Origin of the sequence: Streptococcus troglodytae, assembly GCF_002355215.1 — a bacterium.
GTDB classification, from domain to species: Bacteria; Bacillota; Bacilli; order Lactobacillales; family Streptococcaceae; genus Streptococcus; species Streptococcus troglodytae.
The window spans coordinates 1,437,778-1,463,314 of the sequence record NZ_AP014612.1 but is presented as its reverse complement, the minus strand read 5'-3'; the positions used below and the strand labels follow the sequence as shown (position 1 = coordinate 1,463,314).

Sequence of the window (25,537 nt, the reverse complement as noted above, 5' to 3'; positions counted from 1 at the left end):
ATGACAGAAATGCTTAAAGGAATTGCAGCATCTGATGGTGTTGCTGTTGCTAAGGCATATCTACTTGTTCAACCGGACTTAACATTTGAGACTGTTTCAGTCACAGATACACAAGCAGAAGAGGCTCGTTTGGATGCAGCTCTAGAAGCTTCTCAAAACGAGCTTTCTCTTATCCGCCAAAAAGCAGTAGATACCCTTGGTGAAGAAGCCGCAGCTGTATTTGATGCTCATTTAATGGTTCTTGCTGACCCAGAGATGATTGGGCAGATTAAAGAGACAATTCGTTCAAAAGAAGTTAATGCAGAAAGTGCTCTCAAAGAAGTGACAGATATGTTTGTTACCTTATTTGAAAATATGGAAGACAATCCCTATATGCAAGAGCGTGCTGCAGATATTCGCGATGTTGCCAAGCGTGTTTTGGCACATCTTCTTGGTGTTGAATTGCCAAATCCAGCAACGATTAGTGAAGAATCTATTGTGATTGCTCATGACTTAACGCCATCTGATACGGCTCAATTGGATGCTAACTATGTTAAAGCTTTTGTGACCAATATTGGTGGTCGCACAAGCCACTCTGCTATTATGGCACGTACACTTGAAATCGCTGCTGTACTTGGTACAAATGATATTACAGAGCGTGTGAAAAATGGTGATATTGTTGCCGTCAATGGAATTACTGGTCAAGTGATTATTAATCCAACTGAAGATCAAATTGCAGAGTTCAAAGCAGCTGGTGAGACTTATGCTAAACAAAAAGCAGAATGGGCTCTCCTTAAAGATGCTGAAACGGTTACTGCTGATGGTAAGCACTTTGAATTGGCAGCCAATATTGGTACACCTAAAGACGTTGAGGGTGTCAATAATAATGGTGCTGAAGCAGTTGGCCTCTATCGTACAGAATTCCTCTACATGGATTCGCAAGATTTCCCAACTGAAGATGAACAATATGAAGCCTACAAAGCTGTTCTTGAAGGTATGAATGGTAAGCCGGTTGTTGTCCGCACGATGGATATTGGTGGTGATAAGGAACTTCCTTATTTCGATCTTCCAAAAGAAATGAACCCATTCCTTGGTTTTCGTGCACTTCGTATTTCAATTTCAGAAACTGGCAATCAAATGTTTCGCACACAGTTGCGTGCCCTTTTGCGTGCCTCTGTTCATGGTCAATTGCGTATCATGTTCCCAATGGTAGCTTTGCTCAATGAGTTCCGTAAAGCTAAAGGCATTCTGGAAGAAGAAAAAGCTAATCTTAAAGCTGAAGGCATTGCCGTTTCAGATGATATTCAAGTTGGTATCATGATTGAAATTCCTGCAGCTGCAATGCTGGCTGACCAATTTGCTAAAGAAGTTGATTTCTTCTCAATCGGTACGAATGATTTGATTCAATACACAATGGCTGCTGATCGTATGAATGAACAAGTATCGTACCTCTACCAACCTTATAACCCATCCATTCTTCGCTTGGTTGACCGTGTGGTTAAAGCTGCTCATGCTGAAGGTAAATGGGCTGGTATGTGCGGTGAAATGGCTGGTGACCAAACAGCAGTTCCCCTTCTTGTTGGTATTGGACTTGATGAGTTCTCAATGTCTGCAACGTCGGTTCTTCGCACACGCAGTCTTATGAAGAAATTGGATACTGCTAAAATGCAAGAACTTGCTCAGCGTGCTCTGACAGAATGTGCAACAATGGAAGAAGTTCTTGAGCTAGAAAAGAATATATTGATTTTGACTAATTCGCTTAATAAGAAGGGAGTAGTTGAGGTCTGTGATTGCCCAACAATCATAGGAAGCCATCTTACTTTCTTCTTTTTGTTTGCTTTTTTGAAGACAAATCTATTATATGCTGCTTGACAATAAAATGAAATTTTTTAATTTTCTGAATTTTATCGTATCAAAAGATTGAAAAAAATGAAAAAAATGATAGAATAAAATTATTACAGTAAAAAAGGAGACATTACTTTGACAAAACAATATAAAAATTATGTCAATGGCGAGTGGAAGCTCTCAGAAAATGAAATTAGAATCTACGAACCAGCCAGTGGAGCTGAATTGGGTTCAGTTCCAGCAATGAGTACTGAAGAAGTAGATTATGTTTATGCTTCAGCCAAGAAAGCTCAACCAGCTTGGCGAGCACTTTCATACATAGAACGTGCTGCCTACCTTCATAAGGTAGCAGATATTTTGATGCGCGATAAAGAAAAAATAGGTGCTGTTCTTTCTAAAGAGGTTGCTAAAGGTTATAAATCAGCAGTCAGCGAAGTTGTTCGTACTGCAGAAATCATTAATTATGCAGCTGAAGAAGGCCTTCGTATGGAAGGTGAAGTCCTTGAAGGCGGCAGTTTTGAAGCAGCCAGCAAGAAAAAAATTGCCGTTGTTCGTCGTGAACCAGTAGGCCTTGTCTTGGCTATTTCACCATTTAACTACCCTGTTAACTTGGCAGGTTCGAAAATTGCACCGGCTCTTATTGCAGGAAATGTTATTGCTTTTAAACCACCGACGCAAGGCTCAATCTCAGGGCTCTTACTTGCTGAAGCATTTGCTGAAGCTGGACTTCCTGCAGGTGTCTTTAATACCATTACAGGTCGTGGTTCTGAAATTGGAGACTATATTGTAGAACATCAAGCCGTTAATTTTATCAATTTCACTGGTTCAACAGGAATTGGGGAACGTATTGGCAAAATGGCTGGTATGCGTCCGATTATGCTTGAGCTCGGTGGAAAAGATTCAGCCATCGTTCTTGAAGATGCAGACCTTGAATTGACTGCTAAAAATATTATTGCAGGTGCCTTTGGCTATTCAGGTCAACGCTGTACAGCAGTTAAACGTGTTCTTGTGATGGAAAGTGTTGCTGATGAACTGGTTGAAAAAATCCGTGAAAAAGTCCTTGCGTTAACAATTGGTAATCCAGAAGACGATGCAGATATTACACCATTGATTGATACAAAATCAGCTGATTATGTAGAAGGTCTTATTAATGATGCCAATGATAAAGGAGCCGCTGCTCTTACTGAAATCAAGCGTGAAGGTAATCTTATCTGTCCAGTCCTCTTTGATAAGGTAACGACAGATATGCGTCTTGCTTGGGAAGAACCATTTGGTCCTGTTCTTCCGATTATTCGTGTGACATCTGTAGAAGAAGCTATTGAAATTTCTAACAAATCTGAATATGGACTTCAGGCTTCTATCTTTACAAATGATTTCCCACGCGCTTTTGGTATTGCTGAACAGCTTGAAGTTGGTACAGTTCATATCAATAATAAGACGCAGCGCGGCACGGACAACTTCCCATTCTTAGGAGCTAAAAAATCAGGTGCAGGTATTCAAGGGGTAAAATATTCTATTGAAGCGATGACAACTGTTAAATCTGTTGTATTTGATATCAAATAATAATCTAAAAAAAACTTGAGCTCATCTGTCAGTTGTAGTAGTTATATGAGTTCAGTATGTGAGGTTGGAACAAAAGTGTTCCAGCCTTTTTATTGTGCAGAGGTTTTAATTTAACACAGTGGTTGATGGGAATTTTCGCATTTTGGCTTTTGAACTCAACCTTTTAACGGACCATTGAACTGTTAAAGTATCCTTTATTTTGCAAGTGATAGCTCCAATTGTTTGGAAAACAGTTGGAGCATATATAAGTTCATGAAGGTCGGTTTATGTCAATACCTAATCCACTTTTCGGAAGGTGAACCGACAAAATTGAAATCGTCATTTCATTACGATTGACTGATTTTTATCCCACTCTCTTTTCGATCATTCATCAAGTTTATCAAAACATTTTTAAAATTAAACTAAGAGATTCAGAGTGTAGACAAAGTCTCGATTAGGGCTCACTTTGCTCACAAATCAACACCAATTAAATTGGCATTTGCAGGGTTTCAAAATATATATGTATAAAAAAACAAGTTTATCTTCAAGTTGCTAAGAGATTATTATATAATTTTCAGTCTTTATTTTTCTTTTTAAGGAGTATAAGTTAGATTTTCCGTTGGTTTTAACTTGACTTGAAGTGGACTTCAAGGGTTATAATAAACCTATCAATATCAAAGAAAGAGATGGTGTTATGAATATCAAAAAAGTTAGCGAGTTAACAGGTGTATCTGCTGATACCATTCGTTATTACGAACGTATTGGCCTTTTGCCGCGGATTACAAGAACAAAATCTGGCGTTCGTGATTTTACAGATCGTGAGATTGGCATTTTGGAATTTGTCCGCTGTTTTCGTAAAGCCGGCATGGGTGTTGAAGCCTTGATTGAATACATTGCTCTTCTGGAAGAAGGAGAGGGTACAGAAAGAGCACGGCTGCGTTTGCTGACAGAACAGCGTGATGAAATGGATGCTCGTATGTACGAACTTAACCAAGCGCGTGAACGCCTTAACTACAAAATTGAGAATTACCAAAACATGATCAAAAAGCGTGAACAGGAATTATTTACAGAAAAGTGAGGAAAAGAATGGAAACTGTAGTCTTATCAAATGGTGTGAAAATGCCTATTCTAGGTTTTGGTGTCTTTCAGGTGGCTGATCCAGAAATTTGTAAGGAATCTGTGCTTAATGCTATCAAAACAGGCTACCGACTCTTTGATACAGCGGCTGTCTATGGTAATGAAAAAGCATTGGGAGAAGCAATCCATGAAGCCATTGAGCAAGGTTTAGTGACGCGGGACGAGCTTTTTATCACGTCAAAACTTTGGGTACAGGACATGGACTATGAGGCTGCTAAGAAGGGTATTGAGCGTTCTTTGAAAAATCTTGGTTTGGGTTATCTTGACTTGTATCTCTTGCATCAAGCTATGCGCGATTATTTTGGTGCTTATCGTGCTCTGGAAGAAGCCTATCAGACAGGCAAGCTCAGAGCTATCGGTGTCAGCAATTTTTATCCTAATATTTTAACGAATTTCTGTGAAACGGTATCGGTTATTCCAGCAGTCAATCAAATTGAGTTGCATCCATTCTTTACTCAAGAAGATGCTCTGGAGACTGCTCGTTATTATGGTGTCGTGCCAGAAGCATGGGCGCCTTTGGGCGGCGGACGTTATGACGCTTTTAATAATGCTATTTTGCAGGACATTGCTAGTGCTCATCAAAAGACTGTTGGACAAATCATGTTGCGCTGGAATGTTCAACGCGGCGTTGCTGTCATCCCAAAATCCACCCACAAAGAGCGTATTGAAGAGAATTTCGCTATTTGGGATTTCAGCCTAACAAATGATGAGATGACTAAAATAGCTTCGCTGGATATGGGTTATGGAGATACGCGGACAAAACATTTCGATCCTAATTTTGTCAGAAGTGTTCTCAATGTTAAAATTCATGATTAAAACTGAATCATACTATTAAAAAGAAGGTAAAACTTATGACTATTAAACAAACCGCTGGGCGTGATAGACTTGGTGATTTCGCTCCAGAATTTGCTCATTTCAATGATGATGTGCTTTTTGGTGAAAACTGGAATAATCAGGATATTGATCTCAAAATGCGCTGCATTATTACTGTAGTAGCTCTCATGTCATCAGGCGTTACAGACTCTTCTTTGGTTTATCATTTGCAAAATGCCAAAAACAATGGTGTAAGCAAGAAAGAAATTGCTGCTATCATTACTCATGTCGCTTTCTATGTCGGCTGGCCAAAAGCTTGGGCAGTTTTCAACTTAGCCAAAGACGTATGGGAGTAAAAATCAAACAAAAGCCATTAATATTTGAAGGACATGACGAAGGTGATTGAAATATGGAAACAATTGATAAACTGATAAATTTAATTGCACTAAATGTTGATTTACCCTAAGGAGTAAACAAAGACATGTTTTTTCGTGGTTGGATGAATCAATGCTTGCCAGAAGATGTTAGTCAGGACTTTATCCACCTGCAAGATCAGTATTTACAAAATCAATTAGTCAAAAAAGTGTGATAGATGTAAATGATTTGACGCCTGTTCACGGAAATATCTATCTTTGGTGAGGAGATATTACAAAGCTGAAAGCAGATGGCATTGTTAATGCAGTTAACAGCAAACTACTGAGCTGTTTTGATCCCAATCATAATTGTATTGATAATGTTATTCATTTATAGACCGGAGTTCAATTGTGACTGGTCTGTTACCAGTTGATGTTAGAACAAGGGCATGATGAGCCAACTGGGCAAACAAAATCACATCTGCTTTTAACCTTCTATCCAAGTATGTTTTGCATACGGTTGATCCTATTATTATAGGACAGGTTAGTCAGAAAGCCAAGGACTTGTTGGTTTCCTGTTATCAATCTTGTTTAGATTTGGTCATTAAAAACAGATGAAGTCTTTTTCCAAAAACTTGCTGTTATCATTCCACTTGAAGTTTCCCAAAAAATCAATACTCTTAATTAGAAAATGAAACTCTGGATATCATAAGATAGAAAGCAGTCGTTCAAAAATCTGAGCGGCTGTTTTTTAATACTAGGGTAAATGGATTTATCTATCGTATTTTATTGTACTGTGATATTGTTTTCAAACTACCTTTGTTCTTTGGATAGCTGTTTTAATTGAATTCTTCAAGAATAAGTTAGTATTATAAATATGATATAATATTGTTAAAATAATAAGATGAAGTGGAGAATATGGTTAAAGTCAAGATTAGCAGTAATCCGTATCAAAAGGAAATTTTGTTTGATAAATGGAATAATCAAGCAGGAGTTTGGAAGTCTATCTCTTATCAGAATAATGAAAACAGCAAACTTATATCTGATAAGATGAAGCGATCATTTTTACCTTTTACAGTAAAAGAAATTATTGACATTATTATTGAAGAATATGATGATGGCAGTGATATTGAGCTGCAGTTTGAAGGAACAGATGATGAGTTTCAAGAACTTATTTACTTGGTTAAAGAGGCTCCTTATTCGAGAATTAAAGTTTTGAAAGGGGGAGATCCTTAGAAAATGCAAGAGAAGTGTTACCAAGGATTGCAACAATTTTTGATAAGATTTTAGAGATTATTCCTGAAAGTTTAGATGATGATTCCGATATCAAAAAATTCAAGCAATCATCGAATAGCTCCTTAATTCCATTAATCATCGTTGGAAATTATAGTTCTGGTAAATCAAGTTTTATTAATTCGCTTATTGGAAGTGATATCTTACCAAATAGTGACCGTCCAATCACAGCGAAAGTATTTGAAATTAGAAAATCTTATCAACCTAATGTTTCACAAATTAATTTTTGGGTAAAAGATACAGTTGTTCAAATTAATATTTCTGATAATGCTTATACTATTATTCAAGGTAAAGAATCTATTGTTGATATGTTACCAAACATTGAGCAGCAATTTGAACAGATTAATGTTCGAAATTCAGATACTATTTTGCACATGTTTTTAAAGGTTATCAATCAATATGAAGGTACAGATAATTCATTTACAATTTCTGATTTGATAACTATTAAAGTTCCCTTTAAACAAGGAATTTTAGCAGAATCAGACAAACAATATGTTATTTTTGACACACCAGGTTCAAATTCATCATCCAATAAAAATCATTTTAAGGTGCTAAAAAAGGCTCTGCAAAATATGAGCAACGGTCTCCCTCTTTTTGTATCAGATTATACTTCTTTGGATACAGTGGATAATGAGAATTTATATGAAGAATTACGAAATATCAAGGAAATTGATGATCGTTTTACTTTAATTATTGTTAATAAAGCTGATATGGCTGGTCTACCAAAAGAAGGGTTAGATGAAAGACAAATTCAACAAATTTTGAATCAATCTATACCAAGAAATCTTTATTCTGAGGGTATTTTCTTTGTATCTTCTGTCATGGGACTAGGTTCAAAAAATAACGGTCAATTCATTAATGATAATTATGACCGTATCTTCAAAAAGTCTTTGAATGAATTCAATAATAGCCAGTCAGAATATTATCAAGAACTTTATCAGTATAATATCGTTCCCAAACAGTTGGTCTCTCGGATGAAAGAGAATGTCAGAAGGAAAGGCAATCAACTCATCTATGTCAACAGTGGACTTTTTAGTATTGAAGATGAGATCGAGGTGTTTGCAAATAAATACTCTGCTTATAATAAATGTCAGCAAGCAAAACTCTACCTTGAAAAGATTATTGAGAGAACGGATGCTGAAATTAGTCGTTTGAAAGCTGATTCAAGCAGAGAATTAAAATCTCTGCAAGAGGAGCTTGAAAGAAATAAACAAAAGATAATTGAAGAAGTGGATCTTAAAAAACAAACTAATGACAAAATTTTTGAAGCTGATTACACTGAGCAAATGCAGAGTAAGTCAATTGATAAGGAGAAGCTGTTCTCTTTGTCACACTTGAAAGATTTGAGTGATAGTTTATATGTTAATGCGAGAGTTGATTTCAATTTAGATAGCTATGAAGAACTCAATAACCAGACAAATGAAAAATTAAAACTAACTTAAAACTAATTTTGAATCTTTTAAAAAGACCATAAATTTTGCAACGATTAAACCTGCTTATATTCAATTACAAGATGATTTCAGAGATAAAAATAAAAGCAATGAAGAATATGTAAAACAAAAGAATATGGCTTTTGAGCAAGTTTCTCAACAATTGCTTGATCACGCAAAGACAACTTACCAGAAAGAATTAATAGAGCTCAAAAATAAATTATTCAATTTATCTATTACATTCTGGGAGTCACATTCTAATAAGCTAAAAGATAATCTTTCAGAAGTTATTGGGGCTGCTGAAGCTCTTTCTTTTGAAAAGCGTGAAGATATTAAGAAATTGATTTTTGACTATGAATATATAACTCTTGAGAATGATGAGTCAAAAATTTTCAATCGTAACAATTTTAAACTAGGAATTCAAATTGGTGACCTAACTTTATTTGGAAATTCGCATAAAATTGATTTAAAAAAATTAACTAATAAATATAATCAATCCTTGAATGAAGAAACAGAGATTCTAATATCTCAAATTAAAGATTATCATCTCAATAACTATAAAGACTGGGCAGATAATCTGTTGCAAGTCATTAAACAAAATATTGTTGACTTTAATCCTGATTTAAAGAAAGCAAATGATTTAATTGTAGACAAAAATCTTCAAATTGATGATTATGAATTAAAATTGAATCAACTTAAGGTCTATTCTCAAGAAATTGTAAATTTATTAGCTTGGAAGAAAAGTAACTAGTTAGAGGATTAAATAATGGGGATTAAGAATGTTATCAGAAAAGTAGCTGGAAAAGGGGCTGATACTGTTGCAAAACTGTCGGCTCTTAGTCCAGAGCAGTTAGAGCAAGTACAAGCTAAACGTGAAGAGTTTTTATCAGATTTTCCCAATATGACAGGAGCTGAGACAGAAGAATTAACCAATCGTTTGTTAGCTGCTAATGCGGTAGAAATTTATAATGCCTATCTCTCGCAAATTGAAGATCTTTATATTCCAGTAGAGAAAGAAACTGAGTATGGTGAAGATTTTAGATCATCTAATAATATTCGCTACATTAATATCACCAAATGGGTAATTGACAAAAAAGAAAATAGTCTTGAAAAATTGGTTAATGTTTATGAAGTATTATCCAATGATGCTTGTAACATCTCTTTAGTTTTCCATCGCAAAGTTATTAAAACAGATGTTTATCTAGCCATTACTAATATTGACAATGCTGATAATAATGTTGATATTGAAAGCTATCGAAGAAGACTTGAATCTGCTATTCAAGGAAATTTTCCAGGTTCTTCTTGGAAAGAGATTGGACGAGGAAAGCTACCTTGCTTTAATAATAATGCACATTATTCTGTGGCAACTGCTTCTAATGTTCCAACTGAAAAATCTGAAAAATTCGTTAGTCAGACCATTGAGAAGTTGCTAGATGGTATCATTCCAACAACAGCTCAGCAAGAATATATTTTAGTACTTTTAGCCACACCGATTCAGGATATTGCTGAAAGGAAATTGACCTTATCGCAGATTTATTCTGATTTAGCTCCTTATGCTTCTTGGCAGACTAATTACACTTATACAGAAGCTGATGCGCGTGGTTCAGCAGCAACAGTCGGCATTAACGTTGGTGCCAGTGCTGGAACCCAGACTGGGACAAATTCATCTGTTACGGATACCAGTGGACAGACAAATACGGAAGGAATAACAGAAACAGAGGGTACCAGTACAACAAAAACAAATAATAAATCTAAAGGAGAGGGTGACTCATTGTCAGCTTCAGTAGGTTTTAAAGGAACTGGTATTTCAGCTACAAAAAGTTGGTTTACCTCTAAAGGTAAGTCAGTTGCAAAAGGAATCACAAAATCTGTTGCAGAATCTGCTGGTAATGCATTCTCAAAATCAACTGCTTTAGCTACAGGTGCTTCAAAAGCTCTTAACTTTGGCATGAACTTTGGTGCCAATTTTGCTCGTACATCTAATGTAACCGCAACTATTGGCAAAAATGAAGGGATTACCCAATCTTTTACCAATCATAATATTAAACATGCGCTTGAGCTGTTAGAAGAACAAATGAAGCGCTTAGAGAAAAGTACCGCTCTTGGTATGTGGGACTTCGCAGCCTATATTCTTAGTGAAGACCAAACTGTTGCTAACAATGTAGCCTATTCCTATCTCGCTTTAACGCAAGGGGAAGAATCTCATATGTCTCAGACTGTTGTTAATTTGTGGCGTGGAGATGTTCAAGAAGAACAAGCTAAAGCTAATGAAATTGTTGGTTACTTAAAAGATTTGCGGCATCCTATGTTTGCACTCAATCCAGCTCTTTTAGAAAATGATGAATCTTTCAGTGTCTATCCGGCCGTTGTGACTGCAACAACCGCTTTGTCTGGAAAGGAACTGGCTTATTCACTCAATTTTCCACAAAAATCAATTGCTGGACTTCCGGTTTTTGAATGTGCAGAGTTTGGTCGTAATATTAATTCTTATGAAGAGACAGAAGGAGACTTTGTTAAATTAGGAAAAATTTTCCATATGAACCATACTGAGCAGCTAGATGCTAGGATTAGTCTAAACTCTTTAGCTTCTCATACTTTTATCTCTGGGAGTACTGGAACAGGTAAAAGCAATACAGTTTACAAGATTTTGGATGAAGTCCGCAAACACGGTGTGAAATTCCTTGTCGTTGAACCGGCAAAAGGTGAGTATAAACATATTTTTGGAAATGATGAGAACGTTTCTGTATATGGAACCAATCCAGAACTCAGTGATCTGTTGCGTATTAATCCATTTGCCTTTCCAAAAGGAATTCATGTTTTGGAGCATTTGGATAGACTGATTGAAATTTTCAATGTATGTTGGCCAATGTATGCCGCTATGCCTGCAGTTCTCAAAAATGCTGTTGAAAAGGCTTATGAGGACAGTGGCTGGGATTTATTAAAATCGGTAAATTCTTACGGCGATCTTTATCCAACCTTTGCAGATGTCACACGAAATATCAAGGAAATCATTGATTCCAGCGAATATGATAATGAAAATAAAGGCGCTTATAAAGGGTCATTGCTTACACGTTTAGAGTCATTAACAAATGGGATTAACGGTATGATTTTTACCAATCAAGCCATTACTGACGAAGAATTATTTGATAAAAATGTGATTATCGATTTAAGTCGTGTTGGTTCAACGGAAACAAAGTCACTCATTATGGGAATGTTGGTCTTAAAGCTGCAAGAATATCGCATGACTCATACAGATAGTTTGAACAATCCTTTGAAACACGTAACCGTTCTTGAAGAAGCTCATAATATTTTAAAACGAACTTCAAATGAACAATCCATGGAAGGCAGCAATCTTGTTGGCAAGAGCGTTGAAATGATTGCTAACGGAATTGCTGAAATGCGGACGTATGGTGAAGGATTTATCATTGCCGATCAAGCTCCTGGTTTGATGGATATGGCTGTTATTCGAAATACCAATACAAAAATGATTATGCGTTTGCCAGATTTTTCTGACAGAGAGCTGGTTGGAAAATCAGCTAATCTCAATGATGATCAAATTACAGAACTAGCTAAACTTCCCAAGGGTGTTGCAGCACTTTATCAAAATGAATGGATTGAACCAATCTTGTGTAAAATTGATAAATTTGAAGGAGCAAATCAACTTTATCAGTATAATCGTACGAACAAAACTTATGATGACACAACGGATAAACTTGCTATCATAGAGCTTTTAAGTCAAAGTGAGCATCTTGAAGAAGCTATGTCAGTGAAAGAAATTCGAGAACTGATTGACCATTTAACTATTGATACATTGACAAAACATCGAATTATAGATTGGCTCACGAAACCACATAAGGAAATTAGTATGCACGACTATGCTAAAATTTCTAGTCAACTATATCCAGAGTTAGTTGAGGCAGTTCGTGAAAAATCTAAAAAGACGAAAGATTATCAAGAATTGACTATAACTCTTAGTGAAACAATTGCAACACATTTGCCTCTTTGGGTTCAAGAACAAACCAAACGCGACCTTATCCAAGCAACAATGATTTATTATTATCTCTATGAATTAAAAGATGAACCAGCTTTTCAGGACTGGGCTGCAAAAGGAGGAATTTTATGATAGAGAACTTAGCAAAACCAACTAGCGAAATAAAAACATCTGCTAATGAAATCAATAGAAAATCGGGTGAATTGTCTGGAAATAGAGTTGATTCGGATAAAAGAATTGGGAAAACGGAAAACAACACTGATTATTCTTATGACGGGCTTGGGTTAACCGATAAATTTATTATTGGCAGGGCTTGGGGGCTCCCAAAGTCAGTTTTAGATACTATGTACAATTTTCAAGAATTAAAGCATTATCATGAATTAAACTTAGCGCCTATGAAATTTGGAGAAACTGCCGATGGTAAAGATCGATTTGTTCTTGTGCCAAAAGATTTAGAAATGAAACAACCAGTAGATGTTCAGGGAAGAACCAATCAAGAACGTGCTGAACAGGGTTTGTCACTAAAAAAAGATGGTAAGATTTTGGAGGTTCATCATATCGGTCAAGTTGAGGGTGGACATTATGCACTTTTGACTAAGGAAGAGCATACACAAAATGGCTATGATAAAATGCTGCATAATCCTAATAAAGCAGGTGTTGATCATGGTATACCTTTTGAAGCAGATAAAAGAACTATATTAAAAGCAGTTGCAGAAGGAGTTTAATATGACAGTATTATCAGATAAAATAAGTTTAATTCCCAATCTTTATAAGACTCAACCAGCAAGCGAAGAACAAATAATAAATGCAGAAAGCAGATTGGGGTTACAATTTTCAGATGACTTTAAAGAATATCTAAAAAAATTTGGTTCTATCAGTTTTTATGGAACTGAGTGGATGGGATTAAATACAGATGAATTTTGTGATGTCATTTTGACTACACTGGAAGCGCGTCAATTATATGATAATTTTCCCAATGATAAATTTATAGTGGAAGATCTACATATTGATGATATTATTATTATTTCAGATTCAGAAGGGAATATTTACCAATGGCAGGCTGGAACAGCTGAAAAAATTTACAATTCTCTTCTTGGTTATCTTGAAGCATGTATTGAAAGAAAATCATAAAATAACAATTAAAACGTTTTCAGACTTTGGCAGCACTATTTATAATACCCTATGTTAAATATGAATAAAAGTACTTATTTTTCTGAGTGCTTTTTTGGTTTGTCAAAACAGGTCATCTAAATTTCTTTTACTATAAAAATAAGCTGCATTTTTTTGGTAGATTCAACGATAACACAGAAGATATGATTAAGGCAGGATAGATAATATGAATTGTCTATTTTCCATTAGTTCTGTTTCTTACTCTCTTAAAAACATCATCGGTAGAAAATCTCTTAGCTGTAGTGACAGTTCGTTTGTCAGCTTCATCAAGTTTGTTTTCAAGCTTATCTGTTAGTAAAAAGTATTATTCTAAACTCATCACTACCATGGAGGGATAACTATTTTTTATCAGAAATACTGATTTTTTATTCTGAATCACCTCAGGTTCCACTTCGCTGAAATGATTTTTCAAATTTGATACTAGCCTGATATTAAGCGTGAGTGTTTCTCCCAAATTTTAGATGAAATGACAGAAAGAAAATGATATAATTTCAAGGACTAGAATTAAAGAAAGTATAATAATGACACAAGAAATTGACATCGAAAAATACCACCAATTAGCACTACAGAAACAGAAAGAACACCGCAAATTTCTAGCGACTCTTAAGAAAAAAGCACCTAAAAATTTAGATAGTATCGTTCAGGAGGTTCATACAGAAGTTTTTAAGGAAATTGACTGTACTAAGTGTGCTAACTGCTGCAAAACTCTGGGGCCGCTCTTTACAGAGGCAGACATCAGTCGTATTGCAAAGCATTTTCGCATGAGACTCCCGATCTTTGAGGATATGTATTTGCGTGTGGACGAAGACAATGACAAGGTTTTTAAGTCTATGCCCTGCCCATTTTTAGGAGAGGATAATCTCTGTTCTATCTATGATATTCGCCCCAAGGCCTGCCGTGAATTTCCCCATACAGATCGTAAAAAAATTTATCAAATTAACCATCTGACTATCCAAAATACTCTTATTTGTCCTGCTGCCTATCTTTTTGTAGAAAAATTACAAGAAAGGTTGGCTTAAAAGTAGAACTCTTGGTTTCTATTGAGTAATGAAATAGAAAAGGAGCTCCTTTTGTGAGATAAGATTTCTGCGTGCAGTGAGAAAGGGAATCATATACTCTTGTAATGATAAAAAACAGCCTTATAGAGTGTATATTATTTTATGACACAATTATTGGAATATATATAGCACAATGCTTAATCTTGAGACGTCCTGATAAACATGATATAATGAACAAATAATATTTTAAGGAAATTAGGAAAAGAATGAAAAGCAAAACTTATTTGATGATTCCATTAGCATTGACCCTATTTATGGCTGCTAATACAGTATCTGCGGATGAGCAAAACCAATCCCTAAGTGCATCAGAAATTATTTCTTCTGATGCGACATCAATATCTGAATCACCAGTGACAACAGCACAGATAAGTCAGGAAGTCAGCAATAATGGACAAGACAGCACTGTCCAATTGCAGCAAACACAGGAACAATCTAATCCGATAACAAGTACGTCTGAGACAACTGTTTCCTCTATGAAAGCGGCCACAAATGGCTCACCTGCCAAAGCAAATGAGACTGAAACAGCTCCGTCTCAAGCAAGTACTGCTAGTTCTGTGCAGACTGCTGATCAGATTTCGACTGTTCCCTCTGTAGAAGCAGAAACTGCTCCTACTGCAGATCAATTACAATCAACATCATCTGCTCCTTTGGATCAACAAACTGATGCCAAACGTCTTTCTAATAAAATGACTGCAGCAAGCAGCGTACAAGCTCGTTCTTCTCTTACACAAGAAAAGCAAACACAGGCACAAGAAGTCACAAGTGCTGTAGTGGAAGAAAAAGGGATTAAGCTACAGTATAACGGTCAAATCGCTCGAAACACTAAGATTCAATTTGCTGTCTGGTCAGCTCGAAATGATCAAGATGATCTTAAATGGTATACGGCAAATAATATGGGAGCGGCCTATGCCGAATTCAAGAATCATCGCGAGTATGGGACCTATTATGTTCATACTTATGCCAATCAAAATGGCAAGATGATAGGACTTAACGCAACAGCTCTTACAATTGCTCAACCTCAGGTACAAACTAATATTCAAAGAAAATCAGCAACGAGTTTTGAGTTAACCGTTTCTAATGTTCCTAATACTATCAGCAGCATCATGGTGCCTGTCTGGTCAGATCAAAATGGTCAAGATGATCTTAAATGGTATAATGCCAGCAAGGCTGATGATGGCAGTTATAAGGTTTTGATTGATACTCAAAATCACAAGAATGATTTGGGACATTATGAAGCTCATATTTACGGCTACAGCACAGTAACCCAATCTCAAATTGGCTTAGCTGTTAGTTCTGGTTTTGACCGCAATGATACTAGGCCCAATGCAAGGATAACTGTTGCTAATTATGACCAAAATAAAACGACCTTTGATGTTGTTGTTGAAGGGTCATCTGATACAAAGACTGTATCTGCTGTTAATATTGCTGTTTGGTCTGAAGATAAAGGTCAAGATGACCTTAAGTGGTATTCACCAAAAATTGTCGACAATAAGGCAACTGTGACGATTAATATCGCTAATCATTCAAATACTTCAGATAAATACAATGTCCATGTTTATACAGACTACACTGATGGGACAAATTCTGGTACTATTTTAGGGGCTTATCAGATCAATAAACCGCTTGAGAAAAATGCTGTTTCAGCTGATTTAACTAGTGATGGCATTGCTCTCAAATTAGATTCAAACACGGTTACAGATTATACCAAAGTACGATTTGCCGTTTGGTCGGATCAAAATGGTCAAGATGATCTCAAGTGGTATAGTGCAAATAGTGATGGGGTGGCAACTGCAGCTTACAGTAACCACAGTGGTTATGGGCTTTATCATATTCATACTTATATCATTAAAGATGGGAAAATGGTTGGACTCAATGGCAGAACGATAACTATTAATCAGCCTAGTGCCAAGGTTAATATTGCTAAAGAATCTGATGCTCTTTATAAAGTGACTGTTTCTAACCTGCCAGCTTACATTAGCTCAGTAGTTATTCCTGTCTGGACAGATAAAAACAATCAAGATGATATTCAATGGATTCCTGCAACAAAACAAGGCGATGGAACCTACGCAGCGCAAATTCAGTTAGCTGATCATAATGGGGAAACAGGCCATTATAATGTTCATGTCTACGGACAAAGTAAATTTGACAATAAAACGGTTGGCTTAGCAGCAACCGATGGCTTTAATGTTGCAGAGACAAGGAATGCTGCTATCGCTGCTTCAAATTATAATGCCAATGCAGGAACGATAGATATGATTGTTAAACAAGAAGCGGGTGGTAAAGCGATCAAAGAAGTTCGGATAGCTGCTTGGTCAGAAGCTGATCAATCTAACCTTCATTGGTATGTTTCATCAACTATTATTGATGGTAAGGTAACAGTCACCATTGATGAAAAAAATCATCAATATATTAAAGGAAATTATAACATTCATGTCTATGTTGATTATACTGATGGCACTAGCAGCGGAACCAATATTGGAAGCTATAGCTTGAATGCTGACAAACCTGCTGTTGCTCTACCATCTTACTTTATTGATATTAGTAGCCACAATGGAATCATTTCTGTGGCCGAATTCAGTAGTTTGAAACAACAAGGTATTCAAGGAGTGGTTGTTAAGTTAACAGAAGGTACAAGCTATATCAATCCTTATGCAAGTTCTCAAATTGCCAATGCCAGAGCTGCCGGTATTAAGGTTTCTGCATACCACTATGCTCACTATACTTCTGTGTCCGGGGCGCAAGAAGAAGCCCGTTATTTTGCTAATGCAGCCAGATCCCTTGGTTTGGGAGCTTCAACTGTCATGGTAAATGATATGGAAGAGTCCTCTATGGTGAATAATATTAATAATAATGTTCAAGCTTGGCAAGATGAGATGAAGCGTCAAGGTTATAGCAACCTGATTCATTATACTATGGCTAGTTGGTTGGATATTCGCGGTGGACAAGTAGACACTACAAGGTTTGGCATTAATAATTTTTGGATTGCTCATTATGCCAAAGGGTATACTTATATGACTCAAGAAGAAGCTAAATCCTTTAATTATTATGCAAATGCGGCAGCTTGGCAATATACTAGTGTATCGCCTAAATTATCTCATGCTTTGGATGAAAATATTGATTATACTGGCCGATTTACTCAGCAGTAAAGAAACGAGGCGTTTGATTTATGAAAAGAAAACGAAATTTTTGCTTTCTTATTAGTTTATTTTTGACAGTCTTTCTTTTGATAGGGTGTTCAACTCAGAAAAAAAGCACATCAAAAAACAGCTCGACTTCTCAAAAGACTACTTTGCAAACAAAGCAGTCACAAGCTGGTAAAACGAAAAGATCAACTGATACTAAGCAAACGACAGAAGCTCATTCAGAAAGCAGTCAGTCTTCTTCTCATTCTAATAACGAGGAAATCCTGGCTCCCATTGATACAGGCGCTGTTTTAAGGGCTGATTACAGTAGTATGTCAGGAACTTGGAAAAATGAAGAAGGTCAAACGTTGACATTTGATCAGCGAGGTCTGACAACCTCTGGAATGACAGTCAGTCTGTTGAACATTGATCAAGACGGCAATCTTTTATTAAATGTTGAGACTGGAACAAAAAATAATTTGACTCTTTATATTGTGCCAGCCAATAAAATCCTATCTAATCAATATTTTTCTAATGGTCAAAGCGATGAATCCGATAAAACAAAAGATCGTATTATTTCTTCTGAGAGTTTAAATAGTGGCAAATTTACAAACCGAGTTTATTATCATGTTTCAAGCCATTAATCAAAGCAAAAAATTCTAAATAATATTTAAAAAACCACAGATAAACGTGGTTTTTTCTGTTATAATTAAGGAGATAGGGTAAGGGGTAATAAATGACTTATGATAATTTATTGAATCGCTTTTTAACCTATACCAGGGTTAATACAAGAAGTGATGAAAGTAGTGAAACAACACCAACAACACAAGCTCAGGCTGATTTTGCTTTAACCATTTTAAAACCTGAAATGAAAAGTATTGGGCTTCAAAATGTTCATTACTTGGAAAATGGTTATTTGGTAGGAACTTTGCCTGCAAATGGTAATTTTCCTTATAAAATCGGTTTTATTGCACATATGGATACAGCCGATTTTAATGCTGAGGGCGTCAATCCTCAGATTGTTGACAATTATAATGGTGAAGTTATTCAATTAGGACAGACTGATTTCGTTTTGGATCCAAAGGAGTTTCCTAATTTAAATAACTACTTAGGCCAAACTCTGATTACCACAGACGGAACTACTCTTCTCGGCAGTGATGATAAGTCTGGCATTGCTGAAATTATGACAGCCATTGATTATCTGGTCAAACATCCTGAAATTGAACATGGCGAAATTCGAGTTGGTTTTGGACCTGATGAAGAAATTGGTAGAGGTGCTGATCAGTTTGATGTTGAGGATTTTGATGTTGACTTTGCTTATACTGTTGATGGCGGTCCTTTAGGAGAACTGCAATATGAGACTTTCAGTGCTGCAGCAGCAGAAATTGATTTTGTGGGACGCAATGTTCATCCGGGTACAGCTAAGAATCAGATGGTTAATGCATTGCAATTGGCAATGGATTTTCATGGGCAATTGCCACAAGAGGACCGGCCTGAAAAGACTGAAGGATATCAAGGCTTTTATCATCTTTTGAGTCTTAAAGGGACTGTTGATGCGGCACATGCCAGTTATATTATTCGTGATTTTGATGATGAAGCTTTTGCAAGGCGCAAAGATCTCATGCAGAAAATTACTGATAAGATGAATGCCCATTTAGGAGCAGAGCGCGTGCAATTGCAAATTTATGATCAGTATTATAATATGCGAAAAATTATTGAAAAAAGATATGACCTGCGTGAAACTAGCTAAAAAAGTTATGGAAAACCTAGCGATTGAACCGATTATTGAACCGATTCGCGGCGGGACAGATGGTTCTAAAATTTCCTTTATGGGTCTGCCGACCCCCAATCTTTTTGCTGGCGGTGAAAATATGCATGGTCGCTTTGAATTTGTCAGTTTAGAAACGATGCAAAGAGCAGTTGACGTTATCATAGGAATTGTCTGTTTCAAACAATAAATTTTGGTAAAAATGACATAACTGTGATAAAATAATGTGACATGGAGGAAACGAAGTGATTAAGATATTTGGGAAAGTTAGATATCATTGGCAGCCTGAACTGTCATGGTTGATTATTTATTGGTCTATCACTATTATGCCAATTTTTATTGCCTTATCACTTTTGTATGAACAAACATCTATTCCGCAGTATTTCTTTATTTTATTCATTACATTTGTTGTTTTAGTTGGTGCTGGTTTTCATCGCTACTTTGTGATTGAAAATAATGGCATTTTACGGGTTGTTTCTTTAAATGTTTTTAAGCCTTCAAAAATTGCTATTGCAGATATCAAAAAAGTGGAGGTAACAAAGTCAACAGTAACTCTGGTTGTAAAAGGTAAGAAAAAGTGTCTCTTCTATATGCGTAAGTGGCCTAAAAAATATTTTTTAGATGCTTTGGCACTTCATCCGGACTTTAAGGGAGAAGTAGAGCTCATTGATAATTTTATCAATCTTGATTATTTTGAAGCTTATAAAAAGAAAAAAGCCTTTACGGTAATGTAAGAGCTTTTGTTGGACAATTTTTAACAGCCATAAGGATATCTGGATCATCGGCAACTGTTTTTACCTTTTCCTTGCTGTCTGTAAAAATGACAATACCATCATCATTATAATCAAAAACGCCTGAATAGGTTTGACAAAGCCCGCAGGCAATACATTTTTCTGGGATAATTGCTACTTTCATAGTAACATTGTAATACTATTATTAATTTTTAACAAGGGGAAAATCATGTCAAATAAACCATGGGAAGAAAAAGTAACTGATGCAACTACTGATAATGAAGAAATGACAAGAAATTCAAAGGATGCTAGTATTATCAGTACACCTATTTTAACAATCCTATTGAGCCTCTTTTTCTTGATTATTATTGGTATTTTATTTTTTGTACTTTATACTTCAAATGGCGGAAGCAATGAAAAAGCAGCCACTTCGGGTTTCTATGGTTCCTCTAAAACGGTCAAAAAAGATACAAATAAGGCAAGTAGTCAAACTGATGAACAGACAACAGAAGCAGAAACAAGTTCAAGTGAAACGACAAGTTCCTCTTCAGACAGTGATGGTGAGACAATTACAGTTCAAGGAGGTGAAGGGGCTGCAGCAATTGCTGCGCGTGCAGGTATTTCTGTTGATAAACTCTATGAGCTGAATCCAGAACATATGACGCAGGGTTATTGGTACGCCAACCCTGGGGATAATATCAAGATTAAGTAGAGAGGTTGATATGACGAGTATTAAAATTGCTATTGATGGCCCTGCTTCCAGCGGTAAAAGTACAGTAGCTAAGCTTATCGCTAAAAAGTTAGGTTATGTTTATTTGGATACAGGTGCCATGTATCGTTCAGCAACCTATTTAGCCTTGCAAAATGATACATCGCTAACGGACGAGCGGGCCATTGTTAAACTTTTGAAGGATTATCCTATCAGTTTTGGGCGTCGTAAGGATGATAGTGAACAACTCGTTTTTGTTGGTGATGTTGAAGTTAGTCACCCTATTCGTGAAAATGAAGTGACCAATAATGTATCAACCGTTGCTGCCTTGCCCTTGGTGCGTAAAACATTGGTTGATTTGCAACAACAATTGGCCAAAAAAGGCGGTATCGTAATGGATGGGCGTGATATTGGGACAGTTGTTTTGCCTGATGCTGAGCTCAAGATTTTTTTGATTGCTTCTGTTGAGGAAAGAGCTGAGCGACGTTACAGAGAAAATCTTGAAAAAGGAATTCAAACAGATTTTAATACATTAAAAAAGAAATTGCTGAGCGTGACTATAAGGATAGTCATAGGAAAATTTCTCCGTTAAAACCTGCAGCTGATGCTATCACTTTTGACACAACGGGCATCGATATTGCAGGTGTCGTTAACTTTATTGAAAAAAAAGCACAAAATATTATTGACAGGTCTTAAAAATTTTGTTATTCTATTTTAAGTGAGAAAAGCAGAAGTGAGAACTTCTCGCCTTGCGACTTAAAGTTGTCTGGCCCAACATGTTAAAGTTCCTGTGGGATATTATGTGTATACGGGCTTGATTTATCAAGTCCGTTTTGTTTTCTCGAAAAAATAATGAAGGGGTGAAGACTATCGCTAAAAAAGATTTGTTCATTAACAATGAAATTCGTGTCCGCGAAGTTCGTCTTATTGGTCTTGATGGTGAACAATTAGGAATTAAACCATTAGCTCAAGCACAGGCTATTGCAGATGATGCTAATGTCGACTTAGTTTTAATTCAGCCGCAGGCTACACCGCCTGTTGCTCGTATTATGGACTATGGTAAGTTCAAATTTGAGTATCAAAAGAAACAAAAGAACAACGTAAGAAGCAAAGCGTTGTTACCATTAAAGAAGTCCGTTTAAGTCCAGTTATTGATAAGGGTGACTTTGAGACAAAGCTTCGTAATGGGCGTAAGTTCCTTGAAAAAGGAAATAAGGTTAAAGTTTCTATTCGTTTTAAGGGACGTATGATTACTCATAAGGAAATTGGAGCAAAAGTTTTAGCTGATTTTGCTGAGGCAACGCAAGATATTGCTATTATTGAGCAAAGAGCTAAGATGGATGGCCGTCAAATGTTCATGCAGCTTGCACCAATTCCAGATAAAAATAAATTAACCAGTAAATAAAAGTAGGAGAAATATTAAAATGCCAAAACAAAAAACACACCGCGCATCAGCTAAACGTTTTAAACGTACAGGTTCAGGTGGATTGAAACGCTTCCGTGCATACACCTCTCACCGCTTCCACGGTAAAACTAAGAAACAACGTCGTCATCTTCGTAAAGCATCAATGGTGCATTCAGGAGATTTCAAACGTATTAAGTCAATGCTTACTCGCTTAAAATAAGAGTAATTTAAAAGAATAGAAAGAATTATCGGAGGATTATATAAATGGCTCGTGTTAAAGGTGGCGTTGTTTCACGTAAACGTCGTAAACGTGTTTTAAAATTAGCTAAAGGATACTATGGCGCAAAACATATCTTGTTCCGTACTGCAAAAGAACAAGTAATGAATTCATACTATTATGCTTATCGTGACCGTCGTCAAAGAAAGCGTGATTTCCGTAAATTATGGATTACACGTATCAATGCAGCAGCGCGCATGAATGGATTGTCATATTCACAATTAATGCATGGTTTGAAGTTGGCTGAAATCGAAGTTAATCGCAAAATGCTTGCAGATTTAGCGGTTAACGATGCAGCGGCTTTTACAGCTCTTGCAGATGCGGCTAAAGAAAAACTTGGCAAATAATTTTTTTGCTGTTGACTGTCAAGTTTATGGTGTCCTCTACTTGATAGCTACTTTTGAAGGGAAAAGTTATACGAAAGTAAAACTTTTTGCAATAAAAAAACATCTGAAAACTAGTTTTCAGATGTTTTTTTATGATTGAGATTTTATGCTGCTCATAAATAGACAAAGAAAACGGCTTGCATTGGCCGCTTGATACTTAAGCTTTTGTTTATTTTACAATTCTTTTTTATAAGAGGTGTCATTCCACTTAAGGAGTTTAAACCGTTCAAAGTCTTTTGTTTCTAAAATGGTCACACTAGCATTATCAAGACCACCGTCACGTCGTAGTTGAGCAGGTTCACAGCCTAATAATGTTTGAATAGAGGCGGTCAAAGTTGCACCATGTCCGACTATTAAGATATTTTGAGCCTTTTTCTTTTGTAATGATTTGATAAAATCAGAAACACGATGTGTCACACGATAGACGGATTCAGCATCAAACATTGAATTGTTAAATTGTGCTAAATTATGACGGAAAGCTTTCATTTGTTTGGGATAAATAGAAGTGACAAGGCTGATTTTTTGACCTTCCAGACTACCTAAATTCCATTCTCGTAAGGTTTTGGTATATTTAATTTTCACAGGGTGCTTATTTTCCTGATTAATAATTTGACTGGTTAATTTAGCCCTTTTTAGATCACTGGAATAAATGTGATCAAATTGGATATCTTTGAGGTAGTGGCCCAATGCTTTGAGCTCTAGGATAGAAGTGTCTAAAAGTGGTGAATCACCGTTTGCCCCTTGGAAACGTCCTTCTAGATTCCACTCCGTTTTACCATGTCTTACAAAATACAATTTCATGTTTAGTTTATACCTCTTTTATAATTGTTATACCAAAAGGAAAAAGACTGATGCCAGCCATCTTGATAGACTGTAATGCAAAGGGAATTCCTATAATAGTAATACAAAGGAGGAAAGCAGACGCTAAGTGTATCACCGCCAATTCCCAACCAATGACTAAAATCCAGATGATATTTAAAATAAGGCTGGAAACATTACTGGAAGGGGAAATCGATTTTCCAAAAGGAAAGAGTCCAAAACCTGCAATCTTAAAACATTGAAGCCCAAAAGGAATGAGAATAACAGTCAGACAAAGAATAATTCCCGCTAGAGACCAACCGATAAAAGATAATAACCCAGCACATAAAAACCAAACAATATTTCCTAATAAACGCATGTTATCACTCCTTTAAATCAGCAAATTGAGCTTCAACAAAGTCAGCTAAAACTTGGCTGTTGATACGAATGGAACGTCCTATCTCACCTGCTGATACAATGATTTGTCCCTTTTCTAAAGCTATAGAATCAATAAAAATTGGGAAATGATGCTTTTGTCTAATACCAACAGGATTATTAGCACCATGAACATAGCCTGTTATTTTTTGGAGTTCTTTTTGGGGAATCATGGTAACTTTTTTATTTGCAGATACTTTGGCTAATTTCTTTTCAGAAAGATGCTCTGTTATGGGAATAATTCCAATAAGTGGTCCAGTTTTATCGCCAATTAGTGCCAGTGTTTTAAAAATATCCTCCTTTTGGATATCTTCTGGCAAATCGCCTTCCAAGGCATTGAGTGCTAAGCTATCGTGCCTAATCTTGGCCTTATCTAAAATTTGATCAACCAAGGTTTTCTTTAATTTCTTTTTCTTGCTCATTTGTATTTTTCCTCAAGTTTACTCATCCAAGCTCCAAGAGCAATACCTGCTATAAGGAACAGAGCAGCCATTAAAAAGGTTGTAAAACCCCTGCCAGCATAAGAGATACTTTCGGCATTTCTAGGATTTGGAATAATGATTAAGAGGGTACTCGAAAGAACAAGTCCCAGGATAAAGTGATAAACGCGTGAATGGTAGTGATTGAGAGCATAATCCATGGCCTTTGAAAAAAGTAGCATGGTAGCAGCACCACCCATAGCAATTGGCAGAAAAACTCCTACTAAATCAAGGTTCTTAAAGCCTGTTAACATAGGGGCATAAAGTCCCATAATTAAAAGGAGATTAGATGGGCTAAGTCCTGGAACCAACACACCTAAAGCAATCAAAGCACCAGCAAGAATAAAGCTAACAAAGTTAGCAGGAATTGTACCAACTAAATCATTTAAAAAGAAAAGCAGGAGACCGGAGATCATAAAGGTTCCCAGCAACCAAATCCAATCCTTACTATCACGTCTGGATTTTTGCGTTGATTCAGAAAATAAGGTTGGTAAGGTTCCGACGATTGTTCCTGTAAAAGCCCACAGAACAGGAACTTGGTAATGTTTCAGCAGATATTCCAAGGGAGCTGAAAAAAGAGCGATACCTAAAATACCACCAATTCCAACAGGAATAAAAAAGAGAACATTTTTAACAAAATCTTTTGACAAATGTGCTAAAAATGAAATAATGCGTTCATACAATCCTAAGATAGATGCTAAAACACCGCCTGATACACCGGGTAAAATAAATCCAAGAGCAATGATAACACCTTTGATCAATCTTGTTAACCAAGAAATCATGTTTTCCTCCAAAATAAATAATAAATCACTTTAT

At 36.2% G+C, this 25,537-nt stretch carries 19 protein-coding genes, 7 pseudogenes and 1 other annotated feature; of the genes and pseudogenes, 20 read left to right on the top strand and 6 right to left on the bottom strand.

Annotated features, from left to right (window positions below; all coding sequences use genetic code 11):
* The 10 genes and pseudogenes from ptsP to SRT_RS07000 all read left to right on the top strand — a co-directional run bounded on the left by ptsP (position 1) and on the right by SRT_RS07000 (position 13,514).
* Positions 1-1,733 (top strand): annotated as a pseudogene (gene ptsP, locus SRT_RS07045) (phosphoenolpyruvate--protein phosphotransferase).
* A 226-nt stretch (positions 1,734-1,959) separates the two neighbouring features.
* Entirely contained in the window at positions 1,960-3,387 is a 1,428-nt protein-coding gene (gene gapN / locus SRT_RS07040) for an NADP-dependent glyceraldehyde-3-phosphate dehydrogenase (RefSeq protein ID WP_128833562.1), read from the top strand.
* Between the two features lie 673 nt (positions 3,388-4,060).
* Entirely contained in the window at positions 4,061-4,444 is a 384-nt protein-coding gene (gene nmlR, locus SRT_RS07035) for a stress response transcriptional regulator NmlR (RefSeq protein ID WP_128833561.1), read from the top strand.
* An 8-nt stretch (positions 4,445-4,452) separates the two neighbouring features.
* Complete coding sequence (locus SRT_RS07030; RefSeq protein WP_128833560.1) at positions 4,453-5,319, top strand: aldo/keto reductase; 867 nt, start codon at positions 4,453-4,455, stop codon at positions 5,317-5,319.
* Between the two features lie 35 nt (positions 5,320-5,354).
* The gene (locus SRT_RS07025) at positions 5,355-5,672 is read left to right on the top strand and encodes a carboxymuconolactone decarboxylase family protein (protein ID WP_128833559.1); all 318 of its coding nucleotides are present in this window, start codon (positions 5,355-5,357) and stop codon (positions 5,670-5,672) included.
* Between the two features lie 430 nt (positions 5,673-6,102).
* Positions 6,103-6,287: pseudogene (locus SRT_RS07020) on the top strand (macro domain-containing protein).
* Positions 6,288-6,587: 300 nt separating this feature from the next.
* A pseudogene (locus tag SRT_RS11270) lies at positions 6,588-9,143 on the top strand (dynamin family protein).
* A 15-nt stretch (positions 9,144-9,158) separates the two neighbouring features.
* Positions 9,159-12,515, top strand: coding sequence for an ATP-binding protein (locus SRT_RS07010; protein ID WP_128833558.1), 3,357 nt, complete (start codon positions 9,159-9,161; stop codon positions 12,513-12,515).
* Positions 12,512-13,108 (top strand): HNH/ENDO VII family nuclease, encoded by a 597-nt coding sequence (locus SRT_RS07005; protein WP_128833557.1) that lies wholly within the window; start codon positions 12,512-12,514, stop codon positions 13,106-13,108. Before SRT_RS07010 ends, SRT_RS07005 begins: the two co-directional genes overlap by 4 nt.
* Before the next feature lies 1 nt (position 13,109).
* Positions 13,110-13,514 (top strand): SMI1/KNR4 family protein, encoded by a 405-nt coding sequence (locus SRT_RS07000; RefSeq protein ID WP_128833556.1) that lies wholly within the window; start codon positions 13,110-13,112, stop codon positions 13,512-13,514.
* A gap of 343 nt (positions 13,515-13,857) precedes the next feature.
* Here SRT_RS07000 and SRT_RS11440 read toward each other — a convergent pair whose 3' ends face one another.
* Positions 13,858-14,007 carry a type II toxin-antitoxin system Phd/YefM family antitoxin gene (locus tag SRT_RS11440; RefSeq protein ID WP_128833555.1) on the bottom strand — a complete coding sequence of 50 codons (150 nt, stop codon included), beginning with the start codon at positions 14,005-14,007 and terminating at the stop codon, positions 13,858-13,860.
* A gap of 67 nt (positions 14,008-14,074) precedes the next feature.
* Between SRT_RS11440 and SRT_RS06990 the strand changes: the two genes are divergently transcribed.
* The 5 genes and pseudogenes from SRT_RS06990 (at position 14,075) to SRT_RS06970 (ending at position 20,230) form a co-directional block, all read left to right on the top strand.
* Positions 14,075-14,572: a YkgJ family cysteine cluster protein gene (locus SRT_RS06990; RefSeq protein ID WP_128833554.1), complete on the top strand. Its 498-nt coding sequence runs from the start codon at positions 14,075-14,077 to the stop codon at positions 14,570-14,572.
* Between the two features lie 245 nt (positions 14,573-14,817).
* Complete coding sequence (atlA, locus tag SRT_RS06985; protein WP_128833553.1) at positions 14,818-17,757, top strand: autolysin AtlA; 2,940 nt, start codon at positions 14,818-14,820, stop codon at positions 17,755-17,757.
* A gap of 20 nt (positions 17,758-17,777) precedes the next feature.
* Positions 17,778-18,377: a DUF6287 domain-containing protein gene (locus SRT_RS06980; RefSeq protein ID WP_128833552.1), complete on the top strand. Its 600-nt coding sequence runs from the start codon at positions 17,778-17,780 to the stop codon at positions 18,375-18,377.
* A gap of 92 nt (positions 18,378-18,469) precedes the next feature.
* Positions 18,470-19,691 (top strand): annotated as a pseudogene (gene pepT / locus SRT_RS06975) (peptidase T).
* A 55-nt stretch (positions 19,692-19,746) separates the two neighbouring features.
* A pseudogene (locus SRT_RS06970) lies at positions 19,747-20,230 on the top strand (EbsA family protein).
* On the opposite strand, the gene SRT_RS06965 reads toward SRT_RS06970, so the two are convergent.
* On the bottom strand, positions 20,222-20,416 hold the full coding sequence (locus SRT_RS06965) for a ferredoxin (RefSeq protein WP_128833550.1): 195 nt from the start codon (positions 20,414-20,416) through the stop codon (positions 20,222-20,224). The pseudogene SRT_RS06970 and the gene SRT_RS06965 overlap by 9 nt on opposite strands.
* 45 nt (positions 20,417-20,461) lie before the next feature.
* On the opposite strand from SRT_RS06965, the gene SRT_RS06960 reads away from it, so the two are divergent.
* The 5 genes and pseudogenes from SRT_RS06960 (at position 20,462) to rplT (ending at position 22,970) form a co-directional block, all read left to right on the top strand.
* Complete coding sequence (locus SRT_RS06960) at positions 20,462-20,944, top strand: SAG1386/EF1546 family surface-associated protein (protein ID WP_128833549.1); 483 nt, start codon at positions 20,462-20,464, stop codon at positions 20,942-20,944.
* A 10-nt stretch (positions 20,945-20,954) separates the two neighbouring features.
* A pseudogene (gene cmk, locus SRT_RS06955) lies at positions 20,955-21,637 on the top strand ((d)CMP kinase).
* 23 nt (positions 21,638-21,660) lie between these two features.
* Positions 21,661-21,787 (top strand) — a sequence feature (ribosomal protein L20 leader region).
* Between the two features lie 14 nt (positions 21,788-21,801).
* Positions 21,802-22,346, top strand: a pseudogene (infC, locus tag SRT_RS06950) (translation initiation factor IF-3).
* Positions 22,347-22,365: 19 nt separating this feature from the next.
* Complete coding sequence (rpmI, locus tag SRT_RS06945) at positions 22,366-22,566, top strand: 50S ribosomal protein L35 (protein ID WP_002263327.1); 201 nt, start codon at positions 22,366-22,368, stop codon at positions 22,564-22,566.
* Between the two features lie 44 nt (positions 22,567-22,610).
* Positions 22,611-22,970 (top strand): 50S ribosomal protein L20, encoded by a 360-nt coding sequence (gene rplT, locus SRT_RS06940; RefSeq protein WP_128833548.1) that lies wholly within the window; start codon positions 22,611-22,613, stop codon positions 22,968-22,970.
* Positions 22,971-23,183: 213 nt separating this feature from the next.
* Here the strand turns inward: rplT and SRT_RS06935 are convergent, their stop codons facing one another.
* The 4 genes from SRT_RS06935 to SRT_RS06920 are packed head-to-tail and all read right to left on the bottom strand — an operon-like array spanning position 23,184 to position 25,503.
* The gene (locus SRT_RS06935; RefSeq protein ID WP_128833547.1) at positions 23,184-23,810 is read right to left on the bottom strand and encodes a histidine phosphatase family protein; all 627 of its coding nucleotides are present in this window, start codon (positions 23,808-23,810) and stop codon (positions 23,184-23,186) included.
* 7 nt (positions 23,811-23,817) lie between these two features.
* On the bottom strand, positions 23,818-24,186 hold the full coding sequence (locus SRT_RS06930) for a YccF domain-containing protein (protein ID WP_128833546.1): 369 nt from the start codon (positions 24,184-24,186) through the stop codon (positions 23,818-23,820).
* Between the two features lie 4 nt (positions 24,187-24,190).
* Positions 24,191-24,664, bottom strand: coding sequence for an aminoacyl-tRNA deacylase (locus SRT_RS06925; protein WP_128833545.1), 474 nt, complete (start codon positions 24,662-24,664; stop codon positions 24,191-24,193).
* The gene (locus tag SRT_RS06920; RefSeq protein ID WP_128833544.1) at positions 24,661-25,503 is read right to left on the bottom strand and encodes a DUF368 domain-containing protein; all 843 of its coding nucleotides are present in this window, start codon (positions 25,501-25,503) and stop codon (positions 24,661-24,663) included. The genes SRT_RS06925 and SRT_RS06920 overlap by 4 nt, the downstream gene beginning before the upstream one ends.
* Between the last annotated feature and the right edge of the window lie 34 nt (positions 25,504-25,537).